The 17835-nt window shown below is 71.2% G+C and carries 12 protein-coding genes; 3 read left to right on the forward strand and 9 right to left on the reverse strand.

The features are described 5' to 3' along the window. Nucleotides 1-129: 129 nt before the first annotated feature. The 8 genes from KKZ08_RS26660 to KKZ08_RS26695 all read right to left on the reverse strand — a co-directional run bounded on the left by KKZ08_RS26660 (nt 130) and on the right by KKZ08_RS26695 (nt 10169). Entirely contained in the window at nt 130-2397 is a 2268-nt protein-coding gene (locus KKZ08_RS26660) for a serine/threonine-protein kinase (RefSeq protein WP_223776843.1), read from the reverse strand. A gap of 61 nt (nt 2398-2458) precedes the next feature. After that, the gene (locus tag KKZ08_RS26665) at nt 2459-3490 is read right to left on the reverse strand and encodes a hypothetical protein (protein WP_223776844.1); all 1032 of its coding nucleotides are present in this window, start codon (nt 3488-3490) and stop codon (nt 2459-2461) included. Continuing rightward, nucleotides 3478-4137: a hypothetical protein gene (locus KKZ08_RS26670; protein WP_223776845.1), complete on the reverse strand. Its 660-nt coding sequence runs from the start codon at nt 4135-4137 to the stop codon at nt 3478-3480. The genes KKZ08_RS26665 and KKZ08_RS26670 overlap by 13 nt, the downstream gene beginning before the upstream one ends. Nucleotides 4138-4318: 181 nt before the next feature. Next, nucleotides 4319-5173 (reverse strand): carbohydrate ABC transporter permease, encoded by an 855-nt coding sequence (locus KKZ08_RS26675; protein ID WP_223776846.1) that lies wholly within the window; start codon nt 5171-5173, stop codon nt 4319-4321. Next, nucleotides 5174-6019, reverse strand: coding sequence for a sugar ABC transporter permease (locus KKZ08_RS26680; RefSeq protein ID WP_223779201.1), 846 nt, complete (start codon nt 6017-6019; stop codon nt 5174-5176). A gap of 257 nt (nt 6020-6276) precedes the next feature. After that, entirely contained in the window at nt 6277-7644 is a 1368-nt protein-coding gene (locus tag KKZ08_RS26685) for an extracellular solute-binding protein (protein WP_223776847.1), read from the reverse strand. Between the two features lie 174 nt (nt 7645-7818). Next, nucleotides 7819-8502 carry a response regulator gene (locus KKZ08_RS26690; protein WP_223776848.1) on the reverse strand — a complete coding sequence of 228 codons (684 nt, stop codon included), beginning with the start codon at nt 8500-8502 and terminating at the stop codon, nt 7819-7821. Next, a complete protein-coding gene (locus KKZ08_RS26695; protein ID WP_223776849.1) occupies nt 8499-10169 on the reverse strand; it encodes a sensor histidine kinase in 1671 nt (556 codons plus the stop codon). The genes KKZ08_RS26690 and KKZ08_RS26695 overlap by 4 nt, the downstream gene beginning before the upstream one ends. Nucleotides 10170-10385: 216 nt before the next feature. Here KKZ08_RS26695 and KKZ08_RS26700 point away from each other — a divergent pair, with 216 nt between their 5' ends. Next, nucleotides 10386-11783 carry a cation:dicarboxylase symporter family transporter gene (locus tag KKZ08_RS26700; RefSeq protein WP_223776850.1) on the forward strand — a complete coding sequence of 466 codons (1398 nt, stop codon included), beginning with the start codon at nt 10386-10388 and terminating at the stop codon, nt 11781-11783. Nucleotides 11784-11891: 108 nt separating this feature from the next. After that, nucleotides 11892-14975 carry an NACHT domain-containing protein gene (locus KKZ08_RS26705; protein ID WP_223776851.1) on the forward strand — a complete coding sequence of 1028 codons (3084 nt, stop codon included), beginning with the start codon at nt 11892-11894 and terminating at the stop codon, nt 14973-14975. Nucleotides 14976-14995: 20 nt separating this feature from the next. Here KKZ08_RS26705 and KKZ08_RS26710 read toward each other — a convergent pair whose 3' ends face one another. After that, nucleotides 14996-15586, reverse strand: a complete 591-nt coding sequence (locus KKZ08_RS26710; protein ID WP_223776852.1) for a TetR/AcrR family transcriptional regulator — start codon at nt 15584-15586, stop codon at nt 14996-14998. A 158-nt stretch (nt 15587-15744) separates the two neighbouring features. Here KKZ08_RS26710 and KKZ08_RS26715 point away from each other — a divergent pair, with 158 nt between their 5' ends. Next, complete coding sequence (locus KKZ08_RS26715; RefSeq protein WP_223776853.1) at nt 15745-17436, forward strand: MFS transporter; 1692 nt, start codon at nt 15745-15747, stop codon at nt 17434-17436. Nucleotides 17437-17835 lie beyond the last annotated feature (399 nt).

Here is a 17835-nt window from a genome sequence, read left to right on the forward strand (position 1 = left end):
CCTTCGGCCGATGGCCCCCCATGCGCCGTCCCCCGTACCTCTTGCGACTTCAGTAACCACACGCACGAATGAAGCTATCGAATGCGGGTGCGACCGTGAAGGTCGGGCCACGGGGCCCGAATGCCATGCTCAGCGGCGCGTCGGCTCGAACTCCGTGTCGACCTTGCCGATCTCCGTCCAGCTGTTCCCCTCGCGGCGGTCGAGCCACACCGGGCGCCCGCGTGCCGAGCGTCGCTTTTCGAAGGAGATGTCGTCGAGGACGCCGTTCACGGAGACGCGCTGGATCTCGCGGTCCAGGGTGTGGCGCAGCGAGGTGGCCGACGTGTCGGTGGACGGGAGCTTCTTGAGGGCCGTGGCCAGGGCCAGGGCGCCGTCGTACAGCTCCTGGTTGCCGCGTGCGGGGAGGTTGTCGCCGGGTTCGCCCGAGTAGTTGCGGGTGCGCAGGACGCCGGCGGGGACGTTCTTGTCCCGTGCCCGCGCCTCGGACCGGTCCTCGGAGTCGGCGCAGATGTCCTCCGGGCCGGCCTGCGTGAGTACGGGGCCCTTGAAGCCGTCCGTCCGCAGCGCCTTGGCCCATACGCCGGCCCGCGTACCGGTGGGCACCACGACCGCCTCCGCCCCGGCCGCGGCGACCACGGAGGGAATCCGCGACGCCTTCACCTCGCCGGGCTCGACGTCCAGCACCCGTACGGTGATCCCGCCCTTGCGCAGTGCGGTGCCGATGCCGTCCTCGCGGTCCGCCCACAGCTTGTCCTCCGCCACGAGCACCCGGCGCGCGGTCGTCTCCGTGCGCAGGTAGCGGGCCATCGCCTCCCCCTGCCGGGCCTCGTCCGCCGGAATCGCGAACGCCCCGTCGGCGTGGGCGTACTCGGCGCACGTGCTGATCTCCGGCAGGAACGCCTCGTCCGTGTCGTGCACCCAGGAGAAGTCCGTGGTGTCGCCGATGACGGCCAGCATGTTTGGGTGGCCGGCCAGCAGCTCGCGCGAGGTGGTGTCCGGGTCCGCGGTCACCGGCACGATACGGAAGCGCGCGGCCTTCTCGGCACCGAGCGTCTCGGTGAGGGCGGACTTCACCGTGCGCAGCTGCTGGGTTCTGAAGGCGGTCAGTTCTGTCTTCTCGTACTCGTTGGGGCGGGCGTCCGTGCCACGGGAGTTGCCCACGTGCCGGTAGCTGTGGGCGACGCCGATCTCGAGGACCGTCTCCTTGCCGCCGGCGCCCGAGGGCGTCCCCGACGTCGAACCGGCCTCCGGAGCGGTGAGGGCCTGTACGCCGAAGCCCGCCGGGATGCCGACCGCGAGGATCAGGGCCGCGGGGAGCAGCAGGGAGCGTCGCTTGCGGGAGCGGGGGCCGGGGCCCGGTGTGATCGGGGCGGTGGTCTTCCCGAGGCGGGGGGTGGGCTGGTTCGTGCGAGGCGGTGCGGGCCGGGTGTGGGCGGCATCCTGGGGCTCCGGCCGCGCGTGAGCGTGAGCGGTGGCTGACGGCGCCTCGTCGGACGATGCCGGCTCGCGTTCGGCCGGCGCGTCGGCCTCGGGCACCGCCCCCTCACCCGTCGGCAGCGACCGCGCAACCGTCAGGATCCGGTCGAGTGCCGTCGCCGCGTCCGCCGGGCGGTCCTCGGGGGCCTTGGCGAGGAGGTCGAGGACGAGGCGCTCCACCGGCCGCGTCACCTCGCGGCGCGCCGCGCCCGGACGCAGCGGCGCGTCGTTGACGTGGTTGTACATCACCCCGACCGCCGTGCCCGTGAACGGGGGCCTGCCGACGAGGAGTTCGTAGAGCACGCAGCCGAGCGCGTACAGGTCGGTGCGGCCGTCACCCGCCTCCTGGCGGAACCGCTCCGGGGCCAGATACGGCACGCTGCCGAACGGCAGCTGCCCCGTCCGCGTCAGGCGCGAGTCGCCCGCCGCGCGCTCGACGAACGTCGCGATGCCGAAGTCCACGACCTTCGCCGTGCCGTCCCGCGCGACCATCACGTTGCCCGGTTTGATGTCGCGGTGCACGATGCCCGCCGTGTGCGCCACGTCCAGCGCGCGGCAGACGTCCGCCGCCCAGCGCAGCGCGTCCGCCACCGGCACGCGGACGCTCTCGCGCAGGATCTGGTCGAGCGAGCGGCCCTGTACGAGGGCCATCACCAGGTACGGCGTGCCGTCGTCCTCACCGTGGTCGTGCACGGCGACGATGTACGGGCTGTCCAGGGAGGCGGCGGCGCGGGCCTCCTGCCGGAAGCGGGCCAGGAGCTGCTTCTGTTCGCCCTCGACCGCCGACGCGGACGGCACGAGGAGTTTGACCGCCACCTCGCGGTCCAGGCTGCGGTCCCGCGCCCGCCAGACCTGGCCCATGCCGCCCGCGCCGATCGGTGCGAGCAGCTCGTACCGACCGTTCAGCAACCGCTCCCGCACGGCCTTCCCCCTTCGACGCCGGTGATCCTCATGGCAGCGGTTGCGCCCGCCGGTCGGCCGCCTACCGGTTGATGGACTGGATCTCCTGCACGACCACGTCCTGCTCCGCGCCGAACTCGCCGTCAGGGAGCGGCTGTTCGCCGTCCACGCCCGTCCCCGTCCAGCGGATCTTCCAGGTGACCGTCGCCTTCAGCGGGTACGAACCGTCGCCCGAGGACCGCAGGTACTTCACGCCGCAGGGCGGGGTCTCCTTTGCCTTGCCCTTCGCGTACGGTGTGCCGATCTTGTCGCCCACGAGGTCGCAGACACCGGACGCGGGGTAGGTCTCGGCGTCCGACGTGCCGGGGTCGATCTTGAGGGAGACGGGGGTGGCGGTCGTCGTCGCCTCGATGCCGAGGACGTCGACCCTCGCCGTCACCGACACCGGCTTGAACTCCGTGCCGTCCAGCCATGCCCAGGTGGGGAGGTTCACCTTCGTCTCGCCCTCGGGGGCCAGGGACACCTTCGTACCGGGTACGCGGATCCTGGCGTACGCCAGCTTCGCCAGGATCTCCGCGTCGATGGCGGGGATGTCGGCGGGGGGCGGCTCGTTCTCGTCGACCCAGAAGGTCTGCCTGTCGCACTTGTCCCAGCCGGGCGGGTAGGTCTTGTTGGGGAAGCCCGACCACCAGTAGCCCTTGCCGGCCTTGTCGAGGTTGAAGTTCTTGTACGGCTCGCCCTCGACGTACCGCTTGCGCTGCTCCAGGTCCCAGGAGGCGCCCGTGGAGTCCACCGCCCAGACGGCCTCGCGCTCCTTCTTGAACTGCGCGGGGGTGTAGGCGGGGCCGTACCAGCAGGGCGGCGGGCTGTAGTCGCCCGTCGGGGCGATGGTTCCGGACCTGGGTCCGGAGCCGTTCTTGGACTCGTCGTAGCTGATGCCGCCGGCGGTGGCCGTCAGGGAGCCGTCGCCACCGTCCTCGGTCGGTCCCTGGGCATCGCCGTTGGTGGTTCCGCCGTGGCCGGTACGCGCCGACGCGGGGCCCGGCAGGAGCAGGGCCGCGGCCACCACCACGGCTCCGGCGGCTATGAGCGGTTTCCTTCTCACGGCTGGCATGTGGCGTTCCCCCGGTCTGATGTGGTCGTCTCGGTGATCCAGACGCCCTGATCGTTCCTGTGCAGTCGGCTGCTGTAGAGCACGAAGTCGTCCTCGGAAGGCGCGGGGGCCTCGGCGGTCTTCCCCGTCTTGAGGCTCTTGTTGTGCGCCTTGCGCTGGTCCTCGCAGTACACGAGGCCCGCCGTCTTGCCGCCCGTCACGTCCACGCGCGCGTTGTAGAAACGCTTGACGCCGGTGATCCGGTCCTTGTACTCGACGTACTCCTCGACGAACTTCTGGCTGCCCGCCGCGGCGTCGCCTTCGGCGTAGAAGCGGTAGGCCTTGTGCAGCGGGTCCTGTTCGGCGATGGCCATGTCGACGGCCTTCACGTACTGCTCGGTGTCGGCCAGGACCGCGTCCTTGTTCTTGTCGCCCGTCTTGGCCCACTCGAACTCGTACCTCAGATCCGAGGGCAGCGAGATCTTCGGCCGCTCGGCCGCGGTCTCGGTCGGCTCGCTCGGAGGCGATGACTTCTTCGCGTCCCCCTGCTCCGCTCCGGCGATCTTCTCATCGGCCCCGGAGGACTTGTCGTCGCTGCCGCAGGACGTCAGCAGCAGGGCCGCGGACGCGGTGAGCGCGGCCGTCGCGAGGCGGAGGGGGCGGTTCACTGTCGGCTCCTGGCAGGTGGGGAGAGGGCGCGGGCTCAGCACGCTAGTGCGAGGCCGGATCTGATGCCAGGGAGTCGTCCCGTCACGAATGGGACGTGGGGGATGTATCGCCCCGAACGTATGTCACAGTTCTGTGCCCACGGCCACGGCCACGCGACGGCACCTGCCGTACCGCCACCCCTCAGCCCTTCACCGCCCCGCCCAGCGCGAAGCCGCCGCCCAAGCGGCGGGAGACGAGGACGTACAGCAGGATCACCGGCGTCGAATAGAGGATCGAGAACGCCGCCAGCTGGCCGTAGACCACGGTTCCCTTGTTGCCGAAGAAGTCGTTGATGCTGACCGACGCCGGCATCTGTTCCGGGGTGAGCAGGAGCATGAAGGGGACGAAGAAGTTCCCCCACATCATGACGAAGGAGAAGACCGTCACCACGGCCACGCCCGGGCCCATCAGGGGGAGCACGATCCGCAGCAGGGACTGGAAGGACGACGCGCCGTCCGTCCACGCCGCCTCCTCCAGCTCCTTCGGGACGCCGTCCATGAAGTTCTTCATCAGCCAGATGGCGAACGGGAGTTGGGACGCGGCGAAGAAGAAGATCGTGCCCTGCATCGTGTCGATCAGGTCGACCCGCACGAACAGCGCGTACACCGGGACCATGATCGCCGTGATCGGCAGGCTCGTCGCGAAGAGGATCGTCAGCATGAACGGACGGTTCAGGCGGGACCGGTAGCGGGACAGCGGGTACGCGGCGAGGGCCGCGCAGACCACCGTGAGGAGCGTGCCGCCGCCGCACAGGAGGAGGCTGTTGAGCAGCGGGGTGAAGGTGATCTCGGGGGTGAGGACCTTGTCGTAGTTGTCCAGGGTGAGGCTGTCGGGGAGCCGCACCCTGAGGTCCGCATCCGGGTCGAAGGAGGACAGGACCACCCAGGCCAGGGGGAGTACGAACGCCGCGGCCACGCCCAGCAGGCCGGCGTCCGCCGCCAGGCGGTGCCTGGCGCGCCGGGAGCGGAGCGTGCGGGGGCGCTTGTCGGCGGGCACTCAGACCTCCGTACGCAGCAGGCGCATGTAGACGAGGGAGAAGAGCGAGCCGACCAGGAGGAGGAGCAGGGCCACGGCCGTGCCGTAGCCGATCATGCTCTTCTGGAAGGCCTGCTCGTACATGAACAGCGGCAGGGTCTGGCTGCGGTTTCCCGGGCCGCCGCGCGTCATCACCCAGATCAGGCCGAAGACGGAGAGGGTCTGGAGGGTGTTGAGCATGAGGTTCGTGCCGATCGAGCGGCGGATCATCGGCAGCGTGATGTGCCACATGCGGCGCCAGCCGCTCGCGCCGTCCACCTGCGCGGCCTCGGTGATCTCCTTGGGGATCTCGTTGAGGGCGGCGGAGTAGACCAGCATCGAGAAGGCCGTCCCGCGCCAGACGTTCGCGAACGACACGGCCAGGATCGGGAGCGTGAACAGCCAGTTCTGGGACGGGAGATGGAGGAGGTCCAGGACGGCGTTGAGTGTGCCCTCGCGGCGGAAGAAGGCGTAGAGCAGGAAGCCCGCGACGACCTCCGGCAGCACCCAGGCCGTCACGACGATCGCGCCGGTGAGCGTGCGGACCGGCTTCGACGCGCGCTGCATGAGGGAGGCGAGGGCGAGGCCCAGGATGTTCTGTCCGATGAGGGAGGAGACGACGGTGAAGACGAGGGTCAGCCAGACCGCGTTGAGGAACCGCTCGTCGCCGAACGCCTCGCGGAAGTTCTCGAACCCCACGAAGCTGGACTCGGCCTGACCGGTCAACTGGAGGTCGGTGAAGGCGATGTACGCGCAGTAGCCGATCGGGCCCGCGAGGAAGAGCGCGAGCAGGACGACGGCGGGCGAGACGGGCAGCGCCCGGAGCAGTCCGCGGCGAACGCGGGCGGGGGTGCCGCTGCGGGCACGGGAAGCCGGCGGCGTCTTGACGACGCCGCCCGGACCCGTGGGGGATGCGGTGGTCACGTACGGGCACTCACTCTCTGCTTCCGGGTGGCGTGACGGGGCCTGACGGGGCCTGACGGGCCTCAGCCTGACGGGCCGCACGGGCGCGACGGGCGTGACGGGCGTGACGGGGCTCAGCCTTACGGGCCGGACGGGCCTGACATGCCTGACGGCCTCGCGCGCTACCTCTCCACGACCTCGCCGTCCGTCGCCGACTCCACCTCCTCGTCGTAGCCCTTCGCCGCCTCCTCCACCGAGCTGTCGCCCGTCGTCACCGACTCCATCGTCTCCTGGATCGCGGTGGAGACCTTCGGGTACGCGGGGTACGCGGGCCGGTAGTGCGTCGTGGCGACCAGGTCCGTGAAGAACCTGATGCCGGGCTGCGCCTTCACGTACGACGGGTCGGCCGCGACGTCCTTGCGGACCGCGATGCCGGAGTTGGCGATGTACCACTTCTTGGCGTTGGCCTTGGTCTGCATCGTCTCGATGAACTCGAACGCCAGGTCGGGATTGCTCGCCTTGGCCGGGATCGCCCACGTCCAGCCGCCGGACATGCTCACCTTGCCGGGAGCCTGGCCGTTCTGCGTCGGCATGGCGGCGAGGCCCAGCTTCCGTGACCACTCGGGCCACTCGTGGCCCGCGCCCTTGCCCCAGTCCTGCGGCAGCCACGAGCCGTCGAGGGCGATGCCCAGCTTGTCCTCGGGCAGCAGTTCACCGCGTACGCGCGTCGCGAAGTTCGGGTCGAGGGCGTCCGAGACGTCGGGGCCGAGCTTCTCCTTGTAGACCGTCTCGACGAACTTCAGGGAGTCCTTGAAGCCCTTGCTGCCCGTGACCCACTTCTTGGCCTCCGTGTCGTACAGCGGGTCCTCGCCCGTGCCGTACGCGAGCATCTGGAACCCCTGCATGGCCGCCGCCTCACCGGCCGGCTTGCCCGTGTAGACGTTCAGGGGGGTGACGCCCGGGACCTTCTTCTTGATCGTGCGGGCCGCGTCGAGGAGCTCGTCCCAGTTCTTCGGCTGCCAGTCGGCCGGCAGCCCCGCCTTCTTGAAGACCGCCTTGCTGAACCACAGGCCGCGCGTGTCCGTGCCGTCCGGCACGCCGTACGTCTTGCCGTCGGCCGCCTTCGCCGCCGTCTTGGCCGTGTCGATGAACTGGTCCCAGTCCTTCCACTTGTCGAGGTAGGGGTCCAGCGGCTTCAAGTACCCGCTCGTGATGTCGGAGTTGATGAGGAACGTGTCCTCGTACACCAGGTCGGGCGCGGTCTTGGGGGAGCGCAGCATCTGCTGGAGCTTCGTGTAGTACTCGGAGTCCGGTGCCTTGATCGGCACCAGTTCGACCTTCTTGCCGGGGTTCGCCTTCTCGAACTGCTTCTTGATGTCCGCCAGATAGGTGTCCATGACCCGGATCTCGTTGTCCGTGGACTGCTTGAACGAGATCCGCACGGTGTCGGGGTCGTCACCGGATCCGCCGCCGCACGCGGAGAGGGTGCCGGCGGCCAGCAGGGCGGCGGTGGCGAGGATCAGCGGAGTGGTGGTGGGACGCACGGGCACGACCTCCTACAACGCGGGCTACAACGCGCGGTTGCGACGCGGGGCTGCCCGGTGAACGTACGGGCGCGCTCGGAGCAAGGTCAATGCCCGTGCCACGGATGGGCGTTGGCGCTCGTCATCCGCGTGACAACGTTGTTATAGGACGTACGGTGACGGCGCCTTCCGAAGGGGCGCTCACTCCGCCGCCGTGAGCCACCGGTAGACCAGCTCCGGCCGCCCGACATGGCCGTACTGCGGGCTGCGGACCGCGCGGGCCGTGTCGACCAGGTGTTCCAGGTAGCGGCGCGCGGTGATGCGGGACAGGCCCGCCGCCTGGGCCGCCGCCGTGGCGGTCAGGCCCTCGGGGGCGGCCCGCAGGGTGCGGATGACGCGTTCCAGGGTGGGGCCGCTGAGGCCCTTCGGCAGCGCGGCCGGGCCGGGGGCGCGCAGCGTGGCGAGGGCGCGGTCGACCTCGTCCTGGCCGGTGGCCTCGCCCTCGGCGGCGGCCGAGCGGAACTCGGCGTAGCGGCTCAGGCGGTCGCGGAGGGTGGCGAAGGTGAACGGCTTCAGGACGTACTGCACGACGCCGAGCGAGACGCCCTCGCGGACCACCGCCAGGTCGCGCGCCGACGTCACCGCGATCACGTCCGTGGGGTGGCCGGTGGCGCGCAGGCTGCGGGCGAGCTGGAGGCCGTGGCCGTCGGGGAGGTGCAGGTCGAGCAGGATCAGGTCGACGGGGGTGCGCTCCAGGGTGCGGCGGGCCTCGGCGGCGGTGTGCGCCGGCTTGGGGACGGCCTCGAAGCCGGGGACGCGGTTGACGTAGAGGACGTGGGCGTCGGCGGCCACCGGGTCGTCCTCGACCACGAGTACGCGGATCACCGGGGGTCACCTCCCCGTCCCCGGCTGCCGGAGAGGGGCCCGGCAGGGGTGGCCGCCCCGGTGGTCAGCACCACCTCGAACTCCGCCCCGCCCTCCGGCGACTCGCGCACCGTCAGCGTGCCGCCGTCGCGCGTCACCGTCTGGCGGACCAGCGCGAGGCCGAGGCCCCGGCCCGCCGCGGCCTTGGTCGACCAGCCCCGCTCGAAGACCGTTTCCCGTTGCGCGGGGTCGACCCCCGGGCCCGTGTCGCGGACGCGCAGGAGCAGGCCCGCCTCGTCCGCCCGCGCCGTCACCGTGACCCGCGCCGCCGGTGAGCCCTGGGCCGCGTCGACCGCGTTGTCGATGAGGTTGCCGAGGATCGTCACGAGGTCACGGGCGGGCAGGCCGGGCGGCAGCATGCCGTCGTCGATGCTGCTGTCGGGCGAGACGACGAGCTCCACGCCGTGCTCGTTGGCCTGCGCCGCCTTGCCGAGGAGCAGGGCCGCGAGGACCGGTTCGCTGACGGCCGCCACCACCTGGTCGGTCAGGGCCTGCGCCAGCTCCAGTTCGGCGGTGGCGAAGTCGACGGCCTCGTCCGCGCGGCCGAGCTCGATCAGCGAGACCACCGTGTGGAGGCGGTTCGCGGCCTCGTGGGCCTGTGAACGCAGCGCCTGCGTGAAGCCGCGCTCGGAGTCCAACTCCCCCGTCAGTGCCTGGAGTTCGGTGTGGTCACGCAGGGTGACCACCGTGCCCCTGCGCTCGCCGCCGGTGACGGGCGAGGTGTTGACGACCAGGACCCGGTCGGCGGTCAGATGCAGCTCGTCCACGCGCGGCTCGGACGCCAGGAGCGCCCCGGTGAGCGGCGCGGGCAGCCCCAGCTCGGCGACGTTGCGCCCCACGATGTCACCGCGCACGCCGAGGAGTTCGCGGCCGCCGTCGTTGATCAGCGCGACCCGCCGCTGCCCGTCGAGCATCAGCAGGCCCTCGCGCACCGCGTGCAGCGCCGCCTCGTGATAGTCGTGCATGCGGCTCAGCTCGGCGGCGTTCATGCCGTGGGTGCTGCGGCGCAGGCGGGCGTTGATGACGTACGTCCCGATGCCGCCGAGGACGAGCGCCGCCGCGGCGACACCGAGCAGCGCGAGGAGCTGGCCGCGCGCCTTGGCGGTGATCTCCTCGATGGTGATGCCCGCGCTGACCAGGCCGATGATCCGCCCGTCGGCCGCCTCGCCCGCCCGGATCGGCGTGACCACCCGCACGGACGGGCCGAGCGTGCCCGTGTACGTCTCGGCGAAGGTCTCGCCGCGCAGCGCCCGCGCCGTGTGACCGAGGAAGCGCTCGCCTATGCGCCGCTCGTCGGGGTGCGTCCAGCGGATGCCGCGCGGATCCATGATCGTGACGAAGTCGACGCCGGTGTGCCGCTGCACCCGGCTCGCGTACGGCTGGAGCCGCCGCGACGGGTCGTCGGCGCCGCGTATGGCCTCGCGTACGGAAGGGGAGTCCGCGACCGCCCGCGCCGCCGCGGTCGCCTGGTGGCGTGCGGCGTCCTCCGCCTGATGCTTGTCGCTCAGGTAGGTGAAGAGCGCGCACCCGGCGACCACGGCCGTGACCAGCACGATCTGCATCGCGAAGAGCTGGCCCGCCAGACTGCGCGGCAGGCGGCGACGGCGGGGCGGACGGGTGCGGGACATGCTGTCAGTCTGCCTCTTCGGCGAAGGGGGCGCGGCGGCGGTCGTACGGCGGCCGTACCCGCGGTGACACCGGAGGGTCGTGTAGGCGCGAACTAAATGAACGCAAGGGTGACCGCCCTCACAGAGCGGGAGATAGTCGCCGGGATCGCCCAGGACGTGAGCCGCACGCACTCCAGGCACCGCAAACGCCGACGTCGTCGTTCAAGGAGGGGCCCCGTGACCAGCACGGCTGACCCGCAGAAGGCACCCGCAGCCAAGCGGGACCGCACGCATTACCTCTACATCGCCGTCATCGGCGCCGTGCTGCTCGGCATCGCCGTCGGTTTCCTCTGGCCGGACTTCGCCAAGGAGCTGAAGCCGGTCGGCGCCGGTTTCGTCAACCTGATCAAGATGATGATCTCGCCGATCATCTTCTGCACGATCGTTCTCGGCGTCGGCTCGGTCCGCAAGGCCGCCAAGGTCGGCAAGGTGGGCGGCCTCGCCCTCGCCTACTTCGTCGCGATGTCCGTCGTGGCGCTCGCCATCGGCCTCGTCGTCGGCAACATCCTCCACCCGGGCTCCGGCATGGACCTCACCGAGTCCGAGAAGGGCGCGGGCCACGAGGCGGCCGACGAGGCGAACAAGGGCCTCGTCGACTTCGCGCTCGGCATCATCCCCAAGACGCTGGTCTCCGCCTTCACCGAGGGCGAGGTGCTCCAGACGCTGCTCGTCGCGCTGCTCGTCGGCTTCGCCCTCCAGGCCATGGGACGTACGGGCGAGCCGGTACTGCGCGGCATCGAGCACATCCAGAAGCTGGTCTTCCGGGTGCTCGGCATGATCATGTGGGCCGCTCCGGTCGGCGCGTTCGGCGCGATGGCGGCCGTCATCGGCGAGACCGGCACCGACGCCCTCAAGGCGCTCGCCACGATCATGATCGGGTTCTACGTCACCTGCGCGCTGTTCATCCTGGTCGTGCTCGGCACGCTGGTGCGCCTGGTGGCCGGGGTGAATCTCTTCCAGCTCCTGAAGTACCTGGGCCGCGAGTTCCTGCTGATCCTCTCCACCTCCTCCTCGGAGTCCGCGCTGCCGCGGCTCATCGCGAAGATGGAGCACCTGGGCGTCAGCCGCCCGGTCGTCGGCATCACCGTCCCGACCGGCTACTCCTTCAACCTCGACGGCACCATGATCTACCTGACCATGGCCTCCCTCTTCATCGCCGACGCCATGGACCAGCCGCTCGGCATCGGCGAGCAGATCTCGCTGCTGCTCTTCATGATGATCGCGTCCAAGGGCGCGGCGGGCGTCTCCGGCTCGGGCATCGCGGTCCTCGCGAGCGGCCTCCAGTCGCACAAGCCCGCCCTCGTCGACGGCGTCGGCCTGATCATCGGCGTCGACCGCTTCATGAGCGAGGCCCGCGCCCTCACCAACTTCGCCGGCAACGCGGTGGCCACGCTGCTGATCGGCACGTGGACCAAGGAGGTCGACAAGGAGCGGGTCGCGGAGGTCCTCGCGGGCCGACTGCCCTTCGACGAACGTACGTTGGTCGACGACGGCCACGGGCCCGAGCTGCCAAAGGCCACGGATTCCGTGCCGGAGCGCCGGAGCGAGGGCGGCAAGGAGCCTGCGAAGGTGTGACCGCGGCTCCCGCCCCCCCCGCATCGCAGGTGTCCTCCGTCCTCGGACGGGGAAGCCTCGCCGACGGGAGGGGTCGGAGAGCCGGCGGAGGAGCGGGGCGAGGCGGGGATGCAGGGACTCGAGACGGTGCTCGTCCGGCTGGCCGCGACCGTCTTGGCGACGCTCGCCAAGACGGTCGCGGCCCCGCACCCCGGCGCCGGCCTGGTCACGGCCCGCGTACGGCCCTTACCGAAACCGGCGGGGCCGGAGAGGCTGGCCAGGGTGCTGTCCCGGCGGATGGCCGACGCGTACGGGCGCCTCCCCGAACACGAGCGGCTGGCCGCCGTGGCCGCCGTACAGGACGGCTTCGCGGCGGCAGGGACGCTGGACGCGGAGCGGCTGTTCGCGGTGGACCTGGATCCGCGGCGGCTCGCGGCGGAGATACGCCGCCCCGTGCCCGACCTCGCCGAGGAGGCGCAGGCCCTCTACGCGGAGTTGCTGGACCTGTGCTGCGCGCACTTGGTCGAACAGCTCACCGCTCACCCGTCCTTCGCGGCGCGCGCCGCTGTGGAGCAGACCCGGCGCACCGGAGAACTGCTGCGTGAGCAGCGGCCGGTGGCGCCCGCGCCGGGCCCGTCGGACTTCGAGGAGCGGTACGCGCGGTTCATCGTCGAGACCCACGGCCGTCTGGAGCTGTTCGGCGTTACCCTGGGCGGCCGCGCACGCGCCGAGTGGTCGCTCGACACGGCCTACCTGAGCCTCGCCGTGAGCGGGGACCGGCCGCACGGCCCGCAGGCCCAGGAGGACGGCCTGCCGGGTGGCCTGGCGCAGCCCGCCGTACGCGTGGAACAGGCGCTGACGGGCGGCCACCGGCTGATGCTGCGCGGCGCGGCGGGCTCGGGCAAGTCGACCCTCGTGCAGTGGCTGGCCCTGAACGCCGCCCGGCAGAGCTTCGGCCCGGAGCTGGCCGACTGGAACCGCTGCGTGCCGTTCGTCCTGCGGCTGAGGTCCTTCCGCCTGCCCGAGGGGCTGCCGCTGCCGGAGGACTTCCTGGGCGCGGCGGGTGTGCCGCTGCGGGCGCCGGAGGGCTGGGTGCAGGGCCTGCTGGACAGTGGGCGGGCGCTGGTGTTGGTGGACGGCGTCGACGAGGTGCCGGTCAAGCTCCGCAGCCGTACGGAGAGCTGGCTGAGGTCGCTGATCGCGGCGTTCCCCCGCGCGCGTTACGTGGTGACCACCCGCCCCTCGGCGGTCCCGGAGGGCTGGCCCGCGGGGCAGGGCTTCACGGCGTTCACCCTGCTGCCCATGGAACGGGACGAGGTGCGTGCCTTCATCGCGCACTGGCACGACACGGCCCGGCGGGAGTGCGCGGCCCCCGGCGAGCGGGAGGTGCTGCACCGCTATGAGGCGAGCCTCGTCGAAGCGGTGACGACCCGGCGTGACCTGGGGCGCCTCGCCACCAACCCGCTGATGTGCGCGCTGCTGTGCGCCCTCCACCGGGACCGCCGCATGCACCTGCCGCGCGCCCGCAAGGAGCTCTACGACGCGGCCCTGGACCTGCTGCTGATCCGCCGGGACACCGAGCGCGAGGTCACGTCGGTCGAGGGCGTCTCCCTTTCCCGCGACGAGCAGACCGCGCTGTTGCAACGGCTGGCGTACTGGATGATCCGCAACGGCCAGGCGGAGGCGGACCGGCAGGACGCCGTCGCCATGCTGGACGAATGGCTCGCGGCGATGCCGCAGGTGCGCGCGCAGGGCGACGCCGAGCAGGTCTTCACCCACCTGCTCATCCGCAGCGGCCTGCTCCGCGAACCCGTCCCCGGCTCCGTCGGCTTCGTGCACCGCACCTTCCAGGACTACCTGGGCGCGAAGGCGGCGGTAGAGGCCCGCGACTTCGGGGTGCTGGTGCGCAACGCCCACGACGACCAGTGGGACGACGTGGTGCGGATGGCGGTGGGGCACGCGCGGGCGGAGGAACGTACGCGGCTGCTGCGGCAGTTGCTGCGGCGCGCGGACAAGGTGCGGCGCCATCGGGAGCGGCTGGTGCTGTTGGCGGCGGCGAGTCTGGAGCATGCGACGGAGGTGGATCCGGGGGTGCGGGGGGAGGTGGAGGAGCGCGCCGCTCAGTTGATGCCACCCCAGTCCCACGAGCAAGCCGAAGCCCTGGCCAAGGCGGGGGAGCTGGTGTTGGAACTGCTGCCGGGGCCTGAGGGTTTGTCCGACCGGCAGGCCGCAGCGGTGGTGCGGACGGCCGCACTTGTGGGCGTGTCATCGGCGGTACCGGTGATCGCCCGTTTCCGCTCGGACGAGCGACCCCGGACCAGTCACGCGCTGGTGGAGGCGTGGTCGGCCTTCGACGTGAGGGAGTACTTCGAGGCGGTTCTCGAGGGCACGGTGACGGCCGGGCACAGCCTGTCCATGGCCCGTGCCGAGGAGTTCGCCTACCTGCGGCGCCTGCCGTGGCTGACCGATCTGTATCTCGTGGGCGACCACGGCCTTCCGGACGCCGTGCTGGAACATCCCGGCATCAAGTTCCTGCACCTCTGGGACAACCACTCGCTCACCGACCCGTCCCGCCTGAGCCGGCTGTCACGTCTGGAGGCCCTGACCCTCAACCGCTGCGCGTCCGTGACCGACCTTCGCTCGTTGACGGGCCTGCCTCTGCGCCGCCTCTATCTCTACACCCCGTCTGTTCCACTGTCACTGGCTCCTCTGGGCGGCCTTCCCACGCTGCGCCACTTCGTGTTCGACTTCACCCCGGTGGAGAAGACCTTGGAGGAGCTGCCGTTCGCCCCCCGGCTCACCGGTCTCGGGTTCTTCCGGCAGGCCTCGCAGATGCGGCTGTCCGGACTCGAAACCCTCACTTCTCTGCGCTGGCTGACCGTCAACGAGGACCATCAGTGGCGCAGCTTCCTGGCCGCGGGAGTCTTCTCCCCTCTGACCACGCTCCAGATCCTGGACGTACCCCGGGTCGATCTGTCCACTCTCGCGGTGCACCAGGAACTCACCACGCTGTACGTCGGGCACGTCCGGCAAGTGGAGTCGCTCGCCGCGCTCGCAGAGCTGCCCCGGCTGAAGAAGGTCGAGTTCGGCAACTGCGGCCCCCTCGACCTGACCCCCCTGGCCGGCCTGGAGAATGTCCACGTCGACCTCTACGGCTGCCCCCAGGTCACCGGCCTCGACCTCTTCCCGCCGGAACGCCTGTTCGTCGAGTGACCCGGCGGGACGGCTCGGCCCTACCCCAGCCCCGCGATGATCCCCCGCACCCTCTCCACCGGAACCCCCGCCGAGAGCAGAGCCGTCGACGCGGCGGCGCGGCCCGCGTCCCGCGGGGGGAGCAGGCCGTCGTTCACCGCCTCCATCAGGCCGAAGAGCTGCTGCTCATGCACGTACGCGAGCGCGGCGGGCGGCAATGACGAGGTGAAGGAGCCGTCCGCCAGGCCGGCCCTCAGGACGTCCACGCACTTGGCGCGGACCGGGGCGAGGCGCTGCCTGATGCCCTCCATCGCGACGCTGCGCTGTGCCAGGCCGACCAGGAGGCGGTAGCCGTCGGCGATCTCCCAGACGGCGACCATCGAGTGGGCGAGCGACTCGGCGGGGTCGTCCGACTGCGCCCGCCCGGAGGCGTGGGCCGCGGCGACCGCCTCGACCGCGCCGTCGATGAGCGCGCCGATCAGGGCCTCGCGGCTCGGAAAGTGGCCGTACACGGTCCTGCGCACGACCCCCGCCGCCCGCGCGATCTGGTCCATGGACGCGTCCGGATCGCGGAGCAGCTCGGCGAGAGCGACCTCCAGGATGCGGCGGCGGTTGGCGTCGGCTCGGCTCATGGGCTCCATTCTGCACGCGCGTCCCAGGGCTGTGACCGCGACCGTTTTGCACAGCTGTGTGCAGTGGCGTAAGTTGCACACCAGTGTGTAATTGCACAGTGCTGTGCAAGGTCACCGGAAAGCAAGAACGCGCGGCAGCAGGGAAGGGTGAGACTTCGGTGGCTCTACTCATGAAGCAACCGGTCGAGGAGATGAAGGGGCCGTACGCACGCCGCTGGTGGGCGCTGGGCGTGCTCTGCCTGAGCCTACTGATCATCGTCATGGCGAACACGGCACTGACCGTCGCCGCCCCCGACATGACCAAGGATCTCGGCCTCTCCAGCTCCGACCTCCAGTGGGTCATCGACGGCTACACCGTCCCGTACGCCGCGCTGATGCTGCTGCTCGGCGCCATCGGCGACAAGTACAGCCGCCGCGGCGCGCTGGTGCTCGGCCTCGTCGTCTTCGGCGCGGGCTCGGTCGCGGGCTCGCTGGTCGACAGCTCGGGCGGGGTCATCGCGTCCCGCGCGGTGATGGGCTTCGGCGCGGCGATGATCATGCCGGCCACGCTGTCGCTGCTCGCGGCGACCTTCCCGCGCGCGGAGCGGGCCAAGGCCATCGTGCTGTGGACCGCCACCGCCGGTCTCGCGATCGCCGCGGGTCCGCTGGTCGCGGGCGCGCTCCTGGAGGACCACGGCTGGTCCTCGACCTTCCTGATCAACGTGCCGGTCGCCGTCCTCGCGATCGCCGGTGCCTTCGTGCTGATCCCGCCGTCCAAGGCCGGGCACCACGACCGCATCGACTACGTCGGCGGGCTGCTCTCCGTCATCTGGACCGGCGCGCTGGTCTACATGATCATCCAGGGTCCGCACTTCGGCTGGGACGTCAAGGCGGTCTCCGCGGCCGTCGTGGCGGGCGTCGGCCTGCTGGCCTTCGTCGCCTGGGAGCTGCGACACCCGCACCCGATCCTGAACGTCCGCCGCTTCCTCGACCGCCGCTTCGCCGGCTCGAACCTCGCGGTGGCGCTGTTCTTCCTCGCGGTCTTCGGCGCGTTCTACTACCTGACCCAGCACCTCCAGTTCGTCCTCGGCTACAACCCGCTGGAGACGGGCGTGCGCATGCTGCCGCTCGCGGGCGCGGTCTTCGTCGGCTCGGCGCTCACCGGTTTCCTCACCCCGCGCATCGGCATGAAGATCACCGTGTCGGCGGGCATGGTCGCGGGCACGGTGGCGCTCGCCCTGCTCACCCAGGTCGACGTCCACTCCTCGTACGGGGACTTCGTCGCCCCGCTGATCGTCCTCGGCCTGGCCATCGGCCTCGCGCTGTCGCCGTGCACCGACGCGATCATGGGCGCGTTCCCCGAGTCGGAGCTGGGCGTCGGCGGCGCGGTCAACGACACGTCCCTGGAGCTCGGCGGGTCGCTCGGCATCGCCATCCTCGGCTCGGTGCTGGCCAGTTCGTACTCCTCGAAGCTGGAGGACGCGGCGTCGGCCTCCGGCACCAAGCTGCCCGACGGCACGCTGGAGACCGCGCAGGACTCGGTCGGCGCGGGCTACGCGGTGGCCCAGGGCATCGGCGACAAGGCGCACGCGGCGGCGGAGCAGGCGGCCCACGCCTCTTCCCAGCAGCAGGCGGCCCAGCTCAAGGGCCAGGCCGAGCAGCTGGCCCAGGGCGCGGGCAAGATGGCCGACGCGGTCGGCTCCGCTTTCTCCGACGCGGTCGCGCACACCAGCCTGGTCGGCGCGGTGATCCTCGGCGTCGGCACGGTCCTGGTGGCGGTTCTGCTGCCGCGCAAGGGCAGGGCCGCAGAGCCCGAGGCCGAGGCCTCGGCGCCGGAGCCGGTCGCCGCCGGGTCCAGCGGCCGGAAGTAGCAGTAGCGGTACATGGGCCGGGGCAGGGAGGTGAACCTCCCTGCCCCGGCCTTGTGTTCGGCGCCCTGTTGCGGACGGCCCGCTGGACCGTCGAGCACTGCGTGGGGCCGCTCGGGGTCGGTACGTTGCTGGTCAAACCCCTGCGGCACGTCACCGGGGTGCATGAGCCCCGAAAAGAAGTCGTCGAAATTCGTTGACACCACTCCAGGTGGAGTACTACGTTCTAACCACTTCGGGCAGAGTACAACGAGCGACGTGCTTCTCGGCGCGTCGGACAAGGAGCCAGATTGCGCAGCCCCAGGCGCTTCCCGCGGCCCGTCAAGCCGCAGTCCGTGCCGCGGCCCCGGCCGCTCCCCAAGCCGGGGAGCCGCAGCTGACCGGCCACCGCGCCCGCGCCCG

Origin of the sequence: Streptomyces sp. 135 (assembly GCF_020026305.1) — a bacterium.
GTDB lineage: Bacteria > Actinomycetota > Actinomycetes > Streptomycetales > Streptomycetaceae > Streptomyces.

Bases quoted from the DNA above. Each gene is read 5' to 3' on its own strand.
- KKZ08_RS26710 (WP_223776852.1), bottom strand. From the start codon at position 15,586: ATGAGCCGAGCCGACGCCAACCGCCGCCGCATCCTGGAGGTCGCTCTC.
- KKZ08_RS26665 (WP_223776844.1), bottom strand. From the start codon at position 3,490: ATGCCAGCCGTGAGAAGGAAACCGCTCATAGCCGCCGGAGCCGTGGTG.
- KKZ08_RS26705 (WP_223776851.1), top strand. From the start codon at position 11,892: ATGCAGGGACTCGAGACGGTGCTCGTCCGGCTGGCCGCGACCGTCTTG.
- KKZ08_RS26695 (WP_223776849.1), bottom strand. From the start codon at position 10,169: ATGTCCCGCACCCGTCCGCCCCGCCGTCGCCGCCTGCCGCGCAGTCTG.